At 65.9% G+C, this 16,577-nt stretch carries 13 protein-coding genes; 4 read left to right on the forward strand and 9 right to left on the reverse strand.

Annotation, left to right across the window (positions count from 1 at the left end; all coding sequences use genetic code 11):
- The 9 genes from NTZ26_05040 to NTZ26_05080 all read right to left on the reverse strand — a co-directional run.
- The coding region (locus NTZ26_05040) for a hypothetical protein (GenBank protein MCX6559861.1) at nucleotides 1-819 on the reverse strand (819 nt) is incomplete at its 3' end.
- 58 nt (nucleotides 820-877) lie between these two features.
- Entirely contained in the window at nucleotides 878-2,752 is a 1,875-nt protein-coding gene (locus NTZ26_05045; protein ID MCX6559862.1) for a DUF2207 domain-containing protein, read from the reverse strand.
- 40 nt (nucleotides 2,753-2,792) lie between these two features.
- Nucleotides 2,793-3,059: a hypothetical protein gene (locus NTZ26_05050; GenBank protein MCX6559863.1), complete on the reverse strand. Its 267-nt coding sequence runs from the start codon at nucleotides 3,057-3,059 to the stop codon at nucleotides 2,793-2,795.
- Nucleotides 3,056-4,852: a beta-galactosidase gene (locus NTZ26_05055; protein MCX6559864.1), complete on the reverse strand. Its 1,797-nt coding sequence runs from the start codon at nucleotides 4,850-4,852 to the stop codon at nucleotides 3,056-3,058. Before NTZ26_05055 ends, NTZ26_05050 begins: the two co-directional genes overlap by 4 nt.
- Before the next feature lie 67 nt (nucleotides 4,853-4,919).
- Nucleotides 4,920-5,249, reverse strand: a complete 330-nt coding sequence (locus NTZ26_05060; GenBank protein ID MCX6559865.1) for a DMT family protein — start codon at nucleotides 5,247-5,249, stop codon at nucleotides 4,920-4,922.
- A 9-nt stretch (nucleotides 5,250-5,258) separates the two neighbouring features.
- Complete coding sequence (locus tag NTZ26_05065; protein MCX6559866.1) at nucleotides 5,259-6,653, reverse strand: NAD(P)/FAD-dependent oxidoreductase; 1,395 nt, start codon at nucleotides 6,651-6,653, stop codon at nucleotides 5,259-5,261.
- On the reverse strand, nucleotides 6,653-9,013 hold the full coding sequence (locus tag NTZ26_05070) for an acetate--CoA ligase family protein (GenBank protein MCX6559867.1): 2,361 nt from the start codon (nucleotides 9,011-9,013) through the stop codon (nucleotides 6,653-6,655). The genes NTZ26_05065 and NTZ26_05070 overlap by 1 nt, the downstream gene beginning before the upstream one ends.
- 4 nt (nucleotides 9,014-9,017) lie before the next feature.
- Nucleotides 9,018-9,602, reverse strand: a complete 585-nt coding sequence (locus NTZ26_05075) for an indolepyruvate oxidoreductase subunit beta (GenBank protein ID MCX6559868.1) — start codon at nucleotides 9,600-9,602, stop codon at nucleotides 9,018-9,020.
- Nucleotides 9,599-11,203 carry a thiamine pyrophosphate-dependent enzyme gene (locus tag NTZ26_05080; protein MCX6559869.1) on the reverse strand — a complete coding sequence of 535 codons (1,605 nt, stop codon included), beginning with the start codon at nucleotides 11,201-11,203 and terminating at the stop codon, nucleotides 9,599-9,601. Before NTZ26_05080 ends, NTZ26_05075 begins: the two co-directional genes overlap by 4 nt.
- 248 nt (nucleotides 11,204-11,451) lie before the next feature.
- On the opposite strand from NTZ26_05080, the gene NTZ26_05085 reads away from it, so the two are divergent.
- The 4 genes from NTZ26_05085 (at nucleotide 11,452) to NTZ26_05100 (ending at nucleotide 16,504) form a co-directional block, all read left to right on the forward strand.
- A complete protein-coding gene (locus tag NTZ26_05085) occupies nucleotides 11,452-11,910 on the forward strand; it encodes an Rrf2 family transcriptional regulator (GenBank protein MCX6559870.1) in 459 nt (152 codons plus the stop codon).
- 260 nt (nucleotides 11,911-12,170) lie between these two features.
- Nucleotides 12,171-13,526, forward strand: a complete 1,356-nt coding sequence (locus NTZ26_05090) for a cytochrome c biogenesis protein ResB (protein ID MCX6559871.1) — start codon at nucleotides 12,171-12,173, stop codon at nucleotides 13,524-13,526.
- Nucleotides 13,523-14,311: a cytochrome c biogenesis protein gene (locus NTZ26_05095; GenBank protein ID MCX6559872.1), complete on the forward strand. Its 789-nt coding sequence runs from the start codon at nucleotides 13,523-13,525 to the stop codon at nucleotides 14,309-14,311. The genes NTZ26_05090 and NTZ26_05095 overlap by 4 nt, the downstream gene beginning before the upstream one ends.
- 42 nt (nucleotides 14,312-14,353) lie before the next feature.
- Entirely contained in the window at nucleotides 14,354-16,504 is a 2,151-nt protein-coding gene (locus NTZ26_05100; GenBank protein ID MCX6559873.1) for a cytochrome c3 family protein, read from the forward strand.
- Nucleotides 16,505-16,577 lie beyond the last annotated feature (73 nt).

Here is a 16,577-nt window from a genome sequence, read left to right on the forward strand (position 1 = left end):
CCCGCCCGCAAGCCCGGCCGCCGTCCAGGTGCCGGCGGGGGACCGGTAAGCCCGCCCCTCGTTCGTCCCCGGCATCAGGGCCGCCCGAAAAGCGCGCAGAGCGGGCTCGGCCCGGGCGGGCGTGGGATAGCGGACCGCCAATAGGACGCTCTTGTCGGCCGCCGCGGCCAGCACGACGTCCGTCCGCTCGTCAAGCCCGAGAATGTTTTCGGAGGCCAGAAAGAAGTGATAGTTCAGGATGACCGGGCTGTGCAGAAAGCGGACTCGCTTCGGATCATCATAGCCCGCGGGAAGGACGGCCAAAAGATCCGGCTTAGCCCCACCGCCGGGAAGCGCGGCCACGAGCCGACGCCCCATCTCCCGCAGCGCCGCCTTTGTCTCGTCGGTCTCGTCCTCGGCATACAGGGCAGCGAAGTAGCAGTCCTGCCAGATGTTGAGAAGCCCCCCCTTGTACAGGCTGGCCTGGCCCAAAGACCAGTCCTCCCCATCCAGGTCGTGGCTGAAGACGCCGAAGGCGTCGGCGGACGAGCCCATATCGAACAAGTCGGCGATGATCGCGGGGCCGCCCTGTTTCAGGAATTTCCGGGAGACCAGCCCCTTCATATTGTAGGCCCGGTAGACTTCGCCCGCACCGTCGATATAATCGAAGATCGTTTCGGCGTCGAAGAGCTGGTCCGCCGGCTCCGCCATCCAGCCCAGGACCTCGCGCGGAAGAAACTTGCCGGCATCGGGCCGGGCCGCGGTCTGGGCGGACGCCGGCCCGGATAGAAGCAAGCCGATCGCGAGGAAAAGAAGAACGGCCGCCGGGGCTTTGCTCATCGCCGCCATTGTATCAAAAGCGGCGGGAGGAAGGGAGCCCGACCGGCCGGAGTGCGTTTCAGCCCGCGCCGCCCCCGCCGCCGCCCCCCCCGCCCCCTCCTCCGCCGCTGAAGCCGCCGCCGCCGCCCGAGGAATAATGCGCGGCCGAGGTGCTGGCGTGCTCGATGGCGGAAGCCGTCGATTCGATGCCGTGGACCAACGAGGAAAGGCCGTCGAATCCGCTCAACCCGGAATGGCCGAGGCTCATATACCAGACCGGGGCGACGGCCCGGTCATCCTGCAGGATCATCGGCAAAGCCTTGAGAATCCTGCGGGCCTGGCCGAAGAGGATGCCGTAGACGAGATAGCTTTCCCATAAGACGTAGGCCTGGGGCGGAAGGTCTTTGAACTCCCCGAAATCCCGCAGGAATTTCTCCAAGCCCTTCCATTGGGCATTCTCTTCGATCCAGGGCCGGGCCCGACGGGCCAGCTTGGGGATGAGAGTCGCCGCCAGGATCAGGAGCGGGATGTTGACGGTCAGAAAGGCGGCCGGCAGAACGGCCCAGGCGAACGTCTTCCGCAGCCGGATGGATTCCGGCTCGAGGAAGCCGAGCCCTTTGGCTTCGGCCTTGATGGACGCGGCCCAGTCGCGAAACCACTTCTGGAACTCCGTCGGATTCTTCTTCAGCCAGGCTTTGAGATCATCAAGAGCGACGGCTTGGCCCGGTTGGACATAGCCTCCCCCGGCCAGGCCGAACACCAGATCGAGCACGTCCCGCTCGAATGGCCGGAGGCCCGGCCCGGGCCGACCGCCCTTCGCCCGCCCCGTCAGGCTTTCCAAGGTCAGGGTTGTTTCGGTCTTCTCCTTCGACCCGAACAGCCCGGCCTTCACTTCCATCCGATCCTCGATCTTGAAATAGCCGCGCCGGGCCAAATCAAAGAGGGTGGCCGTGAAAGCCCGAGGCGAAGCGGTCCCTCCCTGTTTGAGCAAGTGCTCGACCAAGGGAGGTGGCAGGTCGGAGGGCGGCTCGTGGGCGTACGCGGGGGGATTGGGCACGACATATTCGCGGCCGCTCCGCCGCCAGGCGGGAATATAGAAGGCCAGGAAGATCAGCGGACCAAGGAGCTGCCAAACGGCCCAGATCGCGGCCCAACGATTGGCGGCCCGGTTTTTCCTGATCGCAGCGTCCCGGATTTCGATGGCCCGGCCGATGGTATCCTCGACGAAGTGCGACTCCTCGGCCATGATGGCCGCTTTATCCATCCCTCCGGCCGGGACTCCGGCGACGATGCCGGTCGGCCAGACGACCCGGATCTCCAGAAACTGCCCGGCCGCTATATCCGTGGCCGCAAATCGGGCAGTCCGGCTATCGATGATCTCCGACGTCCCCGAGAGCGGGCCGTGGCCGTAGACGAGCATGTCCGACGGCGCGGCCAAAGGCTCGGGCAGCGTCACCACGACCTCCGCCCGGGCCGTCGGCTTGCTCCAACCATCCCCTATGGCCTGCCAGTAGAGCTCGCTGACGTCGGGATAGCTCATGATGCCGGCCCGAACCCGGTAGCGGATGACGAAGGTCCGCCGTTCGTCCTTGGCGGAGTAGAACCACTTGGCGGCGAACCGGCCGCCGCTACGGCCGGCCTCGATCCGGAGGGGCCGCTCGTTTTCGTCCTCAACCGTAAAATCCTCCACCCGGACGTCGAAGGACCGGCCGGACCGATCGACCTGGAGCGGGATGGTCAAGTCGGCCCAGCTGAAGGCGCCGCTGAATTCATAGGTCCGGCGCTCTTCGACCGTGAAGGAGCCGTCGCGGTCGATATGGATGGCGATCCGGACGTCGGGGAAAGAGTAGCTCTTGGACGCCGCGGCCGCGCCGTGAACAGCCAAAACCAGAAGCAGGAGACCGACCATCGCCGGCCGAAAGACCTTTGCGGAACGCGTTTGGAACGGCGCCATGAGCAACCTCTCCCGAGCTATCTCCGTCAGCCCAATTCTATCAGAATCCGGGCCCGTCCGTCTTCCGCTCCGCCCCCGTTTCACCAGGCAAGGGGGAACGCCGGCTTCGCCCGTCCCGGCGGTAGAGATTGAAGCTCTCGTCGGCGCGGACGGCGCCGGCGAACCTCGCCGCCGGACGGAGCCCGCGGCTCCAAAGCATCTCCTGGACGGGGGCAACGATCCCGCCCGCCGCCCCGGCCAGAAAGGCGAGGGTCAGGATCCAGGCGAACGCCCGTTCTCTCCGGCCGGCCCGCGCCGCAAAGCTCATTTCTCGATAGCCGCCCGGCGTTGGTTGATCTGGAAGAAGAAGGCCGGATCATGCTTGGGCCGGCGATCGAAACTCAAAAGCCCGTTGACCTCCTGCTCCACGTCGGTCAGCTGGGTGTAGCAGAACCCGGCCACGGCCGGATTATCGAGCAGGATGTCGGTCAGGCGCTTAAAGCGATCCAGGTACTCCGCCAGCGTCTTGGGCCGGTCGCCGTAGCCCCAGGCCTTAGCGTCGGCCTGGCCCGGGTTCCACCAGATGCCTCCGTACTCGCTCAGGAAATAGGGTTGGCCGGCGTAAGGGACGTTCCGCTCCGGACCGCCGTTCATGTGCGGCTTCGGCGGCGAAGCCAGGAGGCCGTCGTGGCGAACCTTGAAGGCGGCCGGGTCCTGGTCGTAATCGTGGGCGTCAAAGAGGTCCGGTACGACCTGGTGCGAGCCGCCCGAGGCGTCGATGACCGGCCGCGAAGGGTCGAGAAGCTTGGTCAATTTGAAGACCGCGGGGATCAGGCCCGGGAAAGGGCTCCCCCACTGCTCGTTCAACGGGCACCAGCCGACGAGCGCGGGGTGGTTCTGATCCCGCTCCACGGCTTCGGTCCATTCCCGGGAAAAAGTCAGGTAGGCTTCGGGCCGGCCCAGGTCCAAGCCCCAATCGGGGAACTCCCCCCAGACGAGATAGCCCAGCCGGTCGGCCCAATAGAGAAACCGGCGCTCGAAGACCTTCTGGTGGAGGCGGGCACCGTCGAACCCGAGACTCAAGGCCAGCTCGATGTCTTTCTTCAAGGCGGCGTCGTCCGGAGCGGTGTAGATCCCGTCGGAGTAGAAACCCTGATCCAGGACGGTCCGCAGAAAAAGGGGACGATTATTGAGAACGAATTTGTTGCCCCGGACCTCGATCTTGCGCAGGCCGAAGTAACCGGTCACCCGATCGGCCGCGGCCTTGTCCTTTTCATAAACGATCTCGACGTCGTAGAGATTGGGCTTGCGCACATCCCAGAGCTTGGCATCCTTGATCGGAACGGCGAAGCGAACGATCCGCTCGGCTTTTTTCGTCAGCGAAGCGATCGGCCGCCCTTCAAACGAAACCCTGGCCGTGACCGTTCCGCCCTCGGGAGCCGCGTTGAAGTAGACATGAAGGTTGGCCTCGCCGTTGTCTATGTCGGCCGAAGCCTTGAAGCGCTCGATCCGGACCGCCGGGGCCGGCTCGAGCCAGACCGTCTGCCAGATGCCCGTGGTGCGGCGATAGACGCAGCCGTAGGAGGCGAATTGGTGGCTCTGCTTGCCGGTCGGCTGGCGGCCCGAACGAACGTCATCCCGGGCCCGGACAATGAGCACGTTATCCTTCGGCGTTAGAAAGTCGGTGATGTCCAGGGAGAAGGGCGTGTAGCCGCCCGCGTGCCCGCCCGCTTTCCGGCCGTTGATCCAGACGGTGGTCTCGTAGTCGACCGCCTCGAAATGGAGCAGGAGGCGGCGGCCGCGCCAGGCCTCCGGGAGAGGAAGGCCGCGTTTATACCAGACGGCGGCCATGAAATCGGTCTGACCGATTCCGGACAGCGGGCTTTCCGGGGCGAAAGGGACGCGGATCGTCCGATCAAAGCCCGCACCGCCCGGCAGCCCGCGCTCCTCGCCCGAGTCGGATTGATCGACGGCGAAGGCCCAATCGCCGTTGAGGTTCAGCCAGTCGGCTCGAACGAGCTCGGGCCGCGGGTACTCGGGCCGCGGGACGCCGGCCGGGCCGGCGATCGCTCCGCCGGCGGCCAGAAGGGCCATCAGAATGGTGGGAACGAGACGTTTCATGCGTGCCTCCGCGGTCGACGATTCGCGCTTATTATGTCCGGGCCCGAAGCGGCGTCAAGCCCGGCTGTCACCATTTCTTGAAAATGAAGAAGGCGCCGATGACCAGAAAGGCGAAGCCCACCAGGTAGTTCCAACGGAACTCCTCTTTCAAGTAGAGGACGGAGAACACGGCAAAGACGACCAGGGTGATCACCTCCTGGATGGTTTTGAGCTGGGCCGCGCTCATGGTGCCGTGGCCGATCCGGTTGGCGGGCACCTGGAAGCAGTATTCGATGAAGGCGATGGACCAGGAGGCCAGGATCGCCTTCCACAGCGGCGAGTTCTTGTACTTGAGGTGGCCGTACCAGGCGAAGGTCATGAAAACATTTGAGACGAGGAGGAGGGCCACGGTTCTCATCGCTCGCCCTCATTTCCATTTGGCCAGGGCGTCGCGGGCCGCCTCGCGGAAGCCTTCGGACAGGCTGGGGTGGTGGTAAATCGAGTAGGCGAAGTCTTCGGCGGTCGCCCCCAAGCGCAGGGCCAGCGAGTGCAGATGGATAAGCTCGGCGGCCTCCGATCCCACGACATGGGCGCCCAGCAGCCGGTGCGAGGGCTTGTCGAAGACGAGCTTGATCAAGCCGGGCATATAAGAATAGGTGGCGCAAGCCTTGACCAGGCCCGAATAGGTGCAGGTCCCGACGACGGTTTCGAACCCCGCCGCCGCGGCCCCCGCCTCGGTCAGGCCGGCCGCGCCGATCTCGGGCTGGGTGTAGATGCCGCTGGGCACGAACCGCTCGTCGACGGCCCGGTCCCCGCCCAGCGCGTTCTCGGCGGCGACCGCCCCTTCCAGAATGCCCGTGGCGGAAAGCATCCAGCGGCCCAGGACGTCGCCGGCGGCGTAGACACCCGGGACGGAAGTCCGCAGCCGATCGTCGACGAGAATTTCCCCTTTGGCCCCCAGCTTGACGCCGGCCTCTTCCAGGCCCAGGTTGGCCGTAGCCGGGGTCCGCCCGACACAGACTAAAACTTTATCCGCCTCGATGCGCTCGCCCTTGTCCGTCGTGACCACGGGCCGGCCGTCGGCGCCGGCTTCGTAGTCCCGCAGAACGGTTCCGGGAAGGAACCGGATGCCCCGCCGCTTCATCTCCTTCTCGATAACCGCGACGATGTCCTTGTCTTGGCCGGGGAGGGCGTGTTCGGCTTTCTCGATCAGGACGATCTCGACACCGAAGGTCCGGAAGATAAAGGCGTATTCGGAGCCGATGACCCCGGCTCCGACGACGATCATCCGGGCCGGAAGCTCCGGCATATCCACCAGGTCGTCGGTCGAGAGCAGGGCCCGGCCGTCGGTCGGCAGGCCGGGGACCTGGAACGGACGCGAGCCGGTCGCCAGGACGAGGCGCGGCGCCTCGATCTCGATTTCGATCCCGTCCGGCCCCCGGACGGCGAGGCACCGGGCATCCCGCAGGACGGCTTCGCCGCGAACGACCCGAATATGCGGTCCGCGCAGGTGCGCTCCGATAACCCCCTGATCGCAGCGGGTGATCCGGGCCCGGCTGGCCAGGACTTCGTGATAGTCCAACCGGAAGGCACCGTCGCTCTTGATCCCGAAATTCTTGGCCTTCTGCATCAGCTCGAAAACGCCGGCCGAGATTGAAAAGACCTTGCTCGGCAGGGTCCCAGTGAAGACGCAGGCGCCGCCGAGCTGGGCCGCCCGCTCGATCACGGCCGCCGTGGCGCCCATCTCGGAGGCCTGGACGGCGGCGGCGATCCCGGCTTCCCCGCCGCCCAGCACGGCGATGTCGGCCGTGATCCGTTCCATCATCCCTCCCGGCCGTAGAGCGCCTTCAGCCGGGCCTGCAGGGCGGCCAGCCGGCGCAGGAATTTGACGGCCTCGTCAGACCGCCGGAAAACCGGCACGCCGGCCGCCTCGAGCATGCGGGCCATGGGATCGTAGGGTCTCCCGGCATCGACGTTCACGACCAAGGGCTTGCGGCAGGCCCGGTAAATCTCGATCAGGCGCAAGGGGGTGCTCCCGAGCGCCTCGATGGACTCGGCATAGCCCGGGCCGGGGGCCAGGGTCTGCATGTTCTGGGTCATAGGGACGGGCGAGATGACGCCGCAATCGACGCCGGGGTCGTCCATGATCGCCCGGGCGCATTCGCAGAAGGCCTCATCGTTGGCCGCCGGGGTCGTGTCCATCGGGTTTTTGACGTCCTGCAGCTTGTCGATCCCGGCCGGAGCCAGGAGCTCGCCCAGCCGCTTCTTGGTCGCCTCGGAGAAGACCGCCAGCTCCAGCCGATCGCCGCCGGCCAAGCTGTCCGACATGGCCACGCTCTCGAACCCGGCGTTGCTGATGAGCCCGGCCCGATTGCCGGCCGCGAACCGGCCGCCGAGCGAATGGAGGGCGGAAACATAGCCGTCGAAGTCAGCCAGGGTCTCGGTCACGAGGACGCCGGCGTCCTCCAGGACGGCCCGGCAGACGCCGTACTCGCCCGCGACCGAGGCGGTGTGCCCGGCCGTGGCCAGACGGCCCTCGGGGGTGCGCCCGCCTTTATAGGCGACGATGTAGCGTCCGGGCGTCTTCAGAATCTCGCGGGCCGCCCGGGCCGTCAGGTACCCGTCGCCCGGCTTGAACCCTTCGACATAAACGGCGAAGATCCGGGCCGCGGGCTCGTCTTTGAGGTAGGCCAGATAGTCGGAGATCCGCAGGTCGATTTGGTTTCCTAGGGAGACGGCGTAGAGCGGACCGAGGCGGTCCATCTGGCTGATGCGGCAGATCATGAAGGCGCCGCTCTGGCTGACGTAGACAAGCTCGGGCTTGTCGGAGGGAGGGAAGCGGAGCTTGTGCTCGGGGATGAACGTCGTGTCATAGCGGCCGGGCTTGGAGTAGATGCCCAGGCAGTTGCCGCCGTTGACGACCGGGGTCGTCAGGCCCTTAGCCCGGCCTTCGGCGATGAGCGCCTGGATGCGTCCCTCGATCGACTGCGTCCCCTGCTTCTCGCCCATGCCCCCGGCGATGATGATGACCGAGCGGGCCTTGCCGTGGGCGATCAGATCCCGCATCACCCCCTCACACTGCTCGGCTCCAAGCGTCAGAACGAAGAGGTCCACCGTCTCCGGCAGATCGGCCACGGCCGGGACGCAGCGGCAGCCATCGATCTCCGCCACACCCGGCTTGACGACATAAACGCGCTCCCGATCGAACCCCATCTTGAGGATGTTGCGCAGGATGACCCGGCCCATGTTCATCCGGTCGGAAACGCCGATGACGGCCGCCGAGGATGGCTTGAGCAGAGGTTCGAGACCCGCCACCGGCCGCGTCTCGACATCGACATGGGCCCGGCTGAAGCGGCACAGCCCGTCCAGCGGAACCAGAATCCCGTGGCGGACGACGAGCGGGTTGACCTCGGCCTCTTCGATGACGAAGCCGCCGCCGCGGACGAACGGCGAGTAATGCGCGGCCAGGTCCAGGATCGCGGCAACCGTCCCCGTGAGCGCGGTCTCGGTCAGCGGGGCGGGGCGGCCGCGGAACGGCTTGACCAGCTTGTCGCGGACGGCCAGGGGGCGGAGGTGGGCCGCCAGCGCCTTCCGGCCCAGCAGGTGGGCGGAGGCCATGGATACGGCCCGGCCTTCCTTGAGGCGCTCGTTGAGGTACTCGACCTCCACGCCTCCCGCGCCCAGCGAGACGATCGGGCCGAACTCGCGGGTATTGCGGAGGCCGAGCAGAAGCTCCTGCCCGAAGCCGAACGATTCGAACTCGACTCTCTCGCAGACCAGAACGCCCCGGATATCGGCCGCCACGGCCTCGGGGGAGAGCGAGGCGGCTTCGGCCGGGCTCTTCGTCCGAAGCCAGTCCAGGTATCGGCCCGGAACGTCGCGAAGCATGGCTTTCAAGGCTGCGTTCACGGCGGTCGCGCTCTTCTTGACGAAGGCGACGCCGCCGACATCGGTCTTGTGCTGGATCAGGGGGGCTGTGATCTTCAGAACGACTTTTTCGGACTTGAAGCCCGCCAGGTCCTTGGCCATGGCCCGGCGCCCGGCCGGGAGGAAGAGGGTCTTCGGCACTCGCAGGCCGCAGGCCCGCAGCATCCGGTAGACCTCGTGCTCGAAGAGCGACGAGCGCCCGTCCGTCTCGGCCGCGGCGAAGATCCGATCGATGGTCTTGAAATCGATGGCCATGGGATCAGGCCGAGGCTTGCCGGCCCAGCTCGAAGGCTTTCAGGTTGGCCTCCAGAATCTTCTCGCCCCGCCGCTCGAAAAGCACCCGGACGAACTCGCGCAGGGTTTCCTCGCGGGGCAAAAGGTAGCGGGCGGCGGCTCCCAGCATGACTGTGTTCTGAGCCCGGCCGGAGCCGGCCTCCTTGGCCAGGGCGTCGCTGTCGACGACGACGCTGCCGGGCAGGACCTTGATCCGGCGAAGCAGGTCGGCCTGGTCGGGATAGTCCGGGATGTTGATGAAGGGGGCGCTGCTGGTGACGATCCGGCCGTCGGGCTTGAGGTAATCGAGATACCGCAGGGCTTCCAAGGGCTCGACGCTCAGGATCAGATCGGCCCCGCCGCGGGGGATGAGGTCGCTCCAGATCCGCGCTTCGGACAGCCGCAGATGGGAGGTCACCGCGCCGCCCCGCTGGGCCATGCCGTGGACCTCGGCCTGCTTGACGTGAAAGCCCTCTTTCAGGGCGGCGCTGTCGATGACGAAGGCGATCGACAGGATGCCCTGCCCGCCGACGCCGGCCAGGATGATGTCCTGCTTGCGCGTGTCGCTCACTGGGCGCCTCCAAGCTTGTTCTTCTTCTTGGCTTCTTCCAGGCATTCCCGTACCGCCACCACCACCGAAAGGCCGGGATGGGCGATCTCCTCCCGCAAGACCCGGACGTTCTCCTCATGGAATTTGGGGAGCGGGGTGATGACGCGAAGCCGTTCGGCCGGGACGCCGACGCCGCGAACGATCTCCAGCAGCCGCCGGCCGGTGGAGAACGACGGCTGGGTGCCGGTCATGGCCACGGTGCAGTTGTCCAGGATGACCAGGACCATGTTGGCGTCGGCGGTCGCGGCGCTGAGCAGGGCGGTGATGCCCGAGTGGCCGAAGGTCGAATCGCCGATGACGCCGACGGCCGGATGGACTCCGGCCCGGGACGCGCCGTGGGCCATACCGACGCTGGCCCCCATGCAGACGCAGGAGTCGACGGCGTTGTGGGGCGGGAAGTAGCCCAGGGTGTAGCAGCCGATATCCGAGAAGATGGTCGCCCCGGGCTGGCCCTCCAGGGCCTTCTTGAGAGCCTTGAAGGTGTCGGCGTGGGGGCACCCGACGCAAAGCTGGGGCGGCCGGTTGGCCAACGGGAGATCGCCAGCAGTCCGCCGCGCCAGCGGGGCCAGTCCGAGGGCGGCCCGGACAGTCTCGGGCGTCAGCTCGCCCTGCAGCGGCAGATGGCCGCTCATCTTGCCGATCAGGATCTTGCCGGGGATGCCGAACAAGCCCCGGATCTGGCGCTCGATCAGCGGGTAGCCCTCTTCGGCCACCAGGATCGTGTCGCAGTGTTCGACCAGACGGCGGACGAGGTCTTCAGGGATCGGGTAGACCGAGATCTTTAGGATCGAGGGGCGCAAGCCGGAGCCCTCGAGGTTTTCCCGAACGTAGTTATATCCGAGGCCGGAGGCGATGATCCCCAGCCGGCGGTCGTCGGGCTGAAGCTCAAGCCGGGTGAAGGGCGATTCCGAGGCGTACCGGACGAGCTCGGGCTGGAGATCGAGAACCCGCTTGAACTGGACGCGGGCGTTCCCCGGCAGGAGCGTCCAACACTGCCGAGCGCCCGTCCGGATCTCGTTCTCGGGCCGCGGCGGGCGGGTTTCCACACCGGCCCGGCTGTGCGCAAGCCGGGTCGTCAACCGGATCATGACGGGAAGCTTGACCCGCTCGGACAGCTCGAAGGCCTCACGGGCCATGTCGTAGGCTTCCTGATGATCGGCCGGCTCGAAGCAGGGGATCAAGGCGAACTGGGCGTAGAAACGGCTGTCCTGCTCGTTCTGGGAGCTGTGCATGCTGGGATCGTCGCCCGAACAGACGATGAACCCGCCGTTGGCTCCGGTCAGCGCGGCGCTCATGAACGGGTCGGCAGCCACGTTGAGCCCGACGTGCTTGAACGAGACGAAAGCCCGCTTGCCGGCGTAGGAGCAGCCCAGGGCTTCCTCGAAGGCGGTCTTCTCATTGACCGACCAGGCCGCCTTAAACGAGGCGCCGCGGCCGATCCGGATCAGGTATTCCATGATCTCGGAGGCAGGCGTGCCCGGGTAGGAATAGGCGCCGCTCAGCCCGGCGTGGACCGCGCCGAGGCCGACGGCCTCGTCGCCCAGCAGGATTTCCATGCTCATGTTGCTGTCCTTAAGACGGGGCGTCCGGAGACTCGAGAGCGGGATCGCTCGCGGCGATTTCGGAGCCCCTGGGTCGGCATTCGGGAAAGGCTAGGATACCCTCGCCGCGGCGAGGGTGTCAAGGCGCCGGTGGCGGAAACGAGAGCTCTATCTCTACATAATCTATAAAATTAGGTTGCTTTTAATCCGGGCCTTGGCTTATGATAGATGTTGACGTTCGGCATCCTTATTCTGCGCAGGAGTTCGGCATGATCAAGCTCTCGACGAAAGGCCGTTACGGCACTCGGCTCATGGTCAATCTGGCCCGGCACTACCACCAGACCCAGGACACCATCATCCTCAAGAGCGTGGCCGAAGAAGAGGGCATCTCCATCCGATACCTGGAACAGATCATCATCCCGCTCAAGATCAACAAGCTGGTCAAGAGCGTCCGCGGCGCGGGCGGCGGCTATACCTTGGCCCGCGCCCCCAAGGACATCAAGCTCTGCGACATCCTACAAGCCCTGGAAGGCTCCTGCAGCCTGACCGAATGCATTGAGGATGAGAGCGTCTGCGAAAAGGTGCCTATTTGCGGCACCCACGAGATTTGGAAGGGGGCCACCCTCCTGTTGAAGGGCTATTTCGACAAAATCACGCTGCAGGATGTCATGGACATCACCGAGAAGAAGCTCGCCGCGGCCCGCAAGAAGAGCCGGGCCAAGGCCTAAGCGTCTTCGCCCCTTTCCGATACTTGACGGAGAGTGCCTGATCTCTTATCCTTTTTCCACATTGCCCCTAGCATGTCTCATAATAAACCCGCTCGATACCCCGGGCTTTGCAGTCCTCAGCCGCGAAGCGGATGAGGGCGGGCTGAAGCCCGGGGTATTAACAGGGTTAATACTGAGCGGCGCTTATAACCCCGATTTGAAAATCGGGATTTGGCGCCGCGAACGTATCAATCGCCCCCCCCGGGGCGCAGGAAGGGCATATGAGATCGATCATCCGTTTCTTCAGCTCGCTTCGCTTGGCCATCGCCTTGCTCATCTTCCTGGCCGTGGCCTCGGTTATCGGGACTCTCATCCCCCAGGCCCGGAGCGTGGAGGAGTATGCCGCTCGCTACGGCGCCGCGTCTGGGCTCCTGATCAAGCTGCAGCTCACCGGCCTTTATCATTCGCTCTGGTATCTCGCACTGCTGGGGCTTCTGGGGCTCAACATCATCGTCTGCACCCTGACCCGTTTGGGCGGCAAGATCCGCCGGGCTTTCCGGCCGCGGCTGGAGACGGAGGCCAAGGCCTTGACCGCCCTCAAGATCAAGGACCGCCTCAAGCGAAGCGCACCTCTGGATGAGACCCGGGCCGCGCTGGAAGCGGCATTGCACGGGGCCGGTTACCGGGTCCGCTCAGCGGCCGGCGACGGCCGCGTCAGCCTGCTGGCCCGCAAGCGCATGGCCGGCTTGTTCGGCTCGGACCTCGTCCATGTCGGATTGCTCGTGCTCCTGGCCGGCGCGCTGGTGACGGCCGCAGGCAGTGTCCGGTCCGAGCTCCCGATGCGCGAAGGCCAAACGCTGGACGTGCCGGGGGCCGGGTTCGCCCTTCGCCTGGACAAGTTCGAGACCGAATACTACCCCGACGAGAGCGTCAAGGCCTGGAAGAGCGCGGTCACGGTGATGGAGGCCGGGCAAGCGCTCCGCGGAGCCGTCATCTCCGTCAACCGGCCGCTGACCCACCGCGGCTTTTCCTTTTATCAGATGAGCTACGGCTTCGACTGGGACGCCCCCACCCTGACGCTGGCCGTCAAGAAGAAGGATGACGCCGCACCGGCCCGGACCATGACTCTCAAACCCGGTCAGCGGCTGCCCCTCCGCGATCCGGAAGGGACGGAGATCGCGCTGCTAAGCTTCCTGCCCGACTTCGTGCTGGGCGAGGGTAATCAGCCGGAGAACCGCTCCTCCCAGCCCAACAATCCGGCCGCCCAGATCGAAGTCTGGCGCAAGGGCCGGAAGGCCTTCGAGGGCTGGATCTTCGCCAACTACCCCGACTTCGCCCAGATGCACGGCAGCCAGGTCCCCGACCTGACCGTCGAGCTCAAAGCCTTCGACGCCGCCCAGACCTCCGTGCTCGAAGCGGCCAAGGATCCCGGCGTTCCGCTGGTTTGGCTGGGCTGTCTGCTGGGGATGGCCGGGCTTTTCCTGGCCTTCTACTGGCCGACCTGGGAGATCCGGGCCCTGCTCGAAGAGGGCAAGGGCCAGACCGACATCAGCCTGGGCGGCACCGCGGCTAAGAGCCGCGACCGTTTCGCCCTCGACTTCGAATCCATCGTCAATGCCTTCAGGAGACCGAAATGACCGAATCGACGCTGTTCGCCGCCGCCCTCGCCGTCTATGCCGCGGCCGCTTTCTTCTACTTGGCCTTCCTCTTCGGAAAAAAGGAAGGGCCGGCCAAAACCGGCTTCGCTCTGGCCGTAGCCGGGCTCGTCCTCCACACCGGGGCTCTCGTCATCCGGACCTTCGAGAGCGGCCACGCCCCGTTCACTAACATGTACGAATCGCTGTCGTTTATGGCCTGGGCCTCGATCCTGGCCTATGTTCTGATCAGCCTCCGCTTCCGCATCCCCCGGGTCGGACCGTACATCCTGCTGATCGTCATCGGCCTGATGGCCTTGGCCTCCTCGCCGCTCATGCCCAAGGAAGCGACCCCGCTGGTGCCCGCCCTGCAGAGCTACTGGCTGTGGCTGCACGTTTCGGTGACCCTGCTCGGAGAGGCCTTTTTCGCCGTGGCTTTCATCACCAGCCTGATGTACCTGACGGCCAAGGAGCCCGAAAAGAAGGAGCGGATGGACTCGGTCAGCTACCGCTGCGTCACGGTCGGCTTCCCCCTCTTCACCCTGGGCGGCCTGGTCTTCGGCATGGTCTGGGCCCAGAAGGCCTGGGGCACATACTGGAGCTGGGACCCCAAGGAGGTCTGGAGTCTGATCACCTGGTTCGTCTTCGCCCTGTACCTGCACACCCGGATCGTCATGGGCTGGAAAGGCCGCCGCTCGGCGTTCATCGCCATCATCGGCTTCCTGGCCGCCTTGTTCACCTATTTCGGCGTCAACTACCTGCTGGCCGGACTGCACAGCTACGCTTAAGCCGGCCTCCGGCCGACTCGCCCGGGATGGAGGAGGAGGATCATGACCGAATCGACCGACACCCCGAAGCCGCCTTCCAAGCGGAAGCGGCGCCTGCGCCTCGCCTTCATCGCCCTGGGCGTCTTTCTGATCCTTCTGGTCGCCTCGGTCGAGCTGACCTCGACCTCCAAGTTCTGCGGCGTCTGCCACAACATGAAGCCCTTCTACAAGAGCTGGCAGGAATCCACCCACAAGGACATCGCCTGCAAGAACTGCCATTACCCGCCCGGCCTCAAGTCCCTTTTCCGGACCAAGATGCAGGGTCTGGTCATGCTCGTCAAATACGTGACCCGCGTCTACGGCGAGGGCAAGCCGCTGGTTCAGATCTCCGACGAGGCTTGCCTGCGCCCGGGCTGCCACGACACCCGCCTCCTGAAGGGCAAGGTCCAGTACGGCAAGGTTGCCTTCGACCACACCAGCCACTTGGGCGCCCAACGGCGGGGCGAGAAGCTGCGCTGCGCCTCCTGCCACGCCCAGATGGTCCAGGGCACCCATATGACCGTGACCCCGACGACGTGCTTCCTGTGCCACTTCAAGCCGGCCGTCGAGCCGGGGGCCGAGGCGCCGCCCAAGGACTGCGCCCTCTGCCACCGCCAGGACGAGCTCGTCGACAAGAGCAAGGTCCGCTTCGACCACAGTCCCGTCTACGCGGCGGGCTATGCCTGCGAAAAATGCCACAGCCGGGTCGTGGCCGGGGACGGGGCCGTGGCCCGCGAGAATTGCTACAAATGCCACCTGGAGCCGGAACGGCTGGCCAAGTACGGCGACACGGCGCTCCTGCACCGCACCCACATCAGCGAGCGCAAGATCGACTGCGCCCACTGCCACGCCGGGATCCAGCATAAGATCATCAAGGACGCCGAGGCCCTCTCGGACTGCCGGGCTTGCCATACCGGCACCCACCGGGCTCAGGAGATCCTGTATACCGGGCAGGGAGGCGCGGGGACACCCCATCCCGTCCCCAATGTCATGCTGGAGAAAGGCCTGAACTGCCAGGGCTGCCACGTTCTGCATCAGCAGACGGGCCGGATGCTCAAATCCGGGACCCTGCGCTCCAATCCGGCCGTCTGCGAGTCCTGCCACGGCAAGGGCTACGCCCGCATCCTCAAGAACTGGGAAGCCGCGACGGACAAGCGGCTGGGCGAGGCCCGGGCCGTCCTGGCCGCGGCCGCGGCCGAGGTGGCGAGACGGGGCGGGCCGGCCATGGCCAAGGCCCGGACGCTGCTTGGAGAAGCCGCCTTCAATATCGAGGTCGTGACCCAGGGCAAGGCGGCCCACAATGTTGACTACGCCCAACAGCTTTTGGCCGCCGCCCTGGCCAAGGCCGGAGAGGCGATGACGGCCGTCGGATCGGTCCACAAGATCGAGGCGCCGCTTATCCTGAACCAGGCCGCGACCAATGCCTGCACCGCCTGCCACGCCGGGATCGAGGAGTCGAGCGGGCCGGCTTTCGGGCTGACCTTCCCCCATCGGCCCCACGTCGTCCGCCAGAAGATGGACTGCGCTCAATGCCATTCGAACGAGAAGCGCCACGGCGAGCTGACAGCGACGAAGGCCTCCTGCGCCCCCTGCCATCACAAGCCCCCGCAAAGGGATTGCGGCGCGTGCCACGCGGCCCAGAAGACCGCCTACCAGGGCGGCCGGCTCGGAAACCTGATCGTCCCGCGCGACGTCATGGCCGAGGCCGAGATCGGCTGCGCCGACTGTCATCTGGACAAGGCCAAGGCTGTCCGCCGGCCCGGCCCCGAAGTCTGCGTCGCCTGCCACGGCGAGGATAAATTCAGGGCCGTGGCCGACGATCAGAAGACCGCGATCCACCGCCGGCTGGACGACCTGCGGGCCGCCCTGCACGAGGCCTACCGGAGTCGGCCGGCCGGGGCCAGGGCGGCCGCCGTCCGCAAAGCCGAGGAGATCGTCCGGGCCGCAAAGCCCCCTGAGGCGCCGGGCCGCCCTGGAGACAAATGGCTACTTTTTGTTCTTAGCGGTCCGATAGGATCTCTGTTTCCGGCGTTGACAAGGTCCGGCCGCTTCCCTACAATTAACCCGTTAGCTCCCCCAGGGCCTTTGCCGTCCTCAGCTGCGAAGAGGAGGAGGATGGCAAAGCCCCGGAGTATATTTAGGGTCATACTGAGCGGCGCCTTTACCCCGATTTGAAAATCGGGGTTTTGTGCCGCGAACGTATGGGGCCGACATCCGAGGAGGATTCATGAAGAAGGCGATCGTCTCC

The sequence above is a fragment of the Candidatus Aminicenantes bacterium genome (genome assembly GCA_026393855.1).
Classification (GTDB): domain Bacteria; phylum Acidobacteriota; class Aminicenantia; order Aminicenantales; family UBA4085; genus UBA4085.

Excerpts from the sequence above, each read along its gene's own strand:
- NTZ26_05050 (MCX6559863.1), bottom strand. The coding sequence starts at position 3,059 with ATGAGCTTTGCGGCGCGGGCCGGCCGGAGAGAACGGGCGTTCGCCTGG.
- NTZ26_05080 (MCX6559869.1), bottom strand. The coding sequence starts at position 11,203 with ATGAGCATGGAAATCCTGCTGGGCGACGAGGCCGTCGGCCTCGGCGCG.
- NTZ26_05070 (MCX6559867.1), bottom strand. The coding sequence starts at position 9,013 with ATGGCCATCGATTTCAAGACCATCGATCGGATCTTCGCCGCGGCCGAG.
- NTZ26_05100 (MCX6559873.1), top strand. The coding sequence starts at position 14,354 with ATGACCGAATCGACCGACACCCCGAAGCCGCCTTCCAAGCGGAAGCGG.
- NTZ26_05085 (MCX6559870.1), top strand. The coding sequence starts at position 11,452 with ATGATCAAGCTCTCGACGAAAGGCCGTTACGGCACTCGGCTCATGGTC.
- NTZ26_05055 (MCX6559864.1), bottom strand. The coding sequence starts at position 4,852 with ATGAAACGTCTCGTTCCCACCATTCTGATGGCCCTTCTGGCCGCCGGC.
- NTZ26_05065 (MCX6559866.1), bottom strand. The coding sequence starts at position 6,653 with ATGGAACGGATCACGGCCGACATCGCCGTGCTGGGCGGCGGGGAAGCC.
- NTZ26_05095 (MCX6559872.1), top strand. The coding sequence starts at position 13,523 with ATGACCGAATCGACGCTGTTCGCCGCCGCCCTCGCCGTCTATGCCGCG.
- NTZ26_05045 (MCX6559862.1), bottom strand. The coding sequence starts at position 2,752 with ATGGCGCCGTTCCAAACGCGTTCCGCAAAGGTCTTTCGGCCGGCGATG.
- NTZ26_05060 (MCX6559865.1), bottom strand. The coding sequence starts at position 5,249 with ATGAGAACCGTGGCCCTCCTCCTCGTCTCAAATGTTTTCATGACCTTC.
- NTZ26_05090 (MCX6559871.1), top strand. The coding sequence starts at position 12,171 with ATGAGATCGATCATCCGTTTCTTCAGCTCGCTTCGCTTGGCCATCGCC.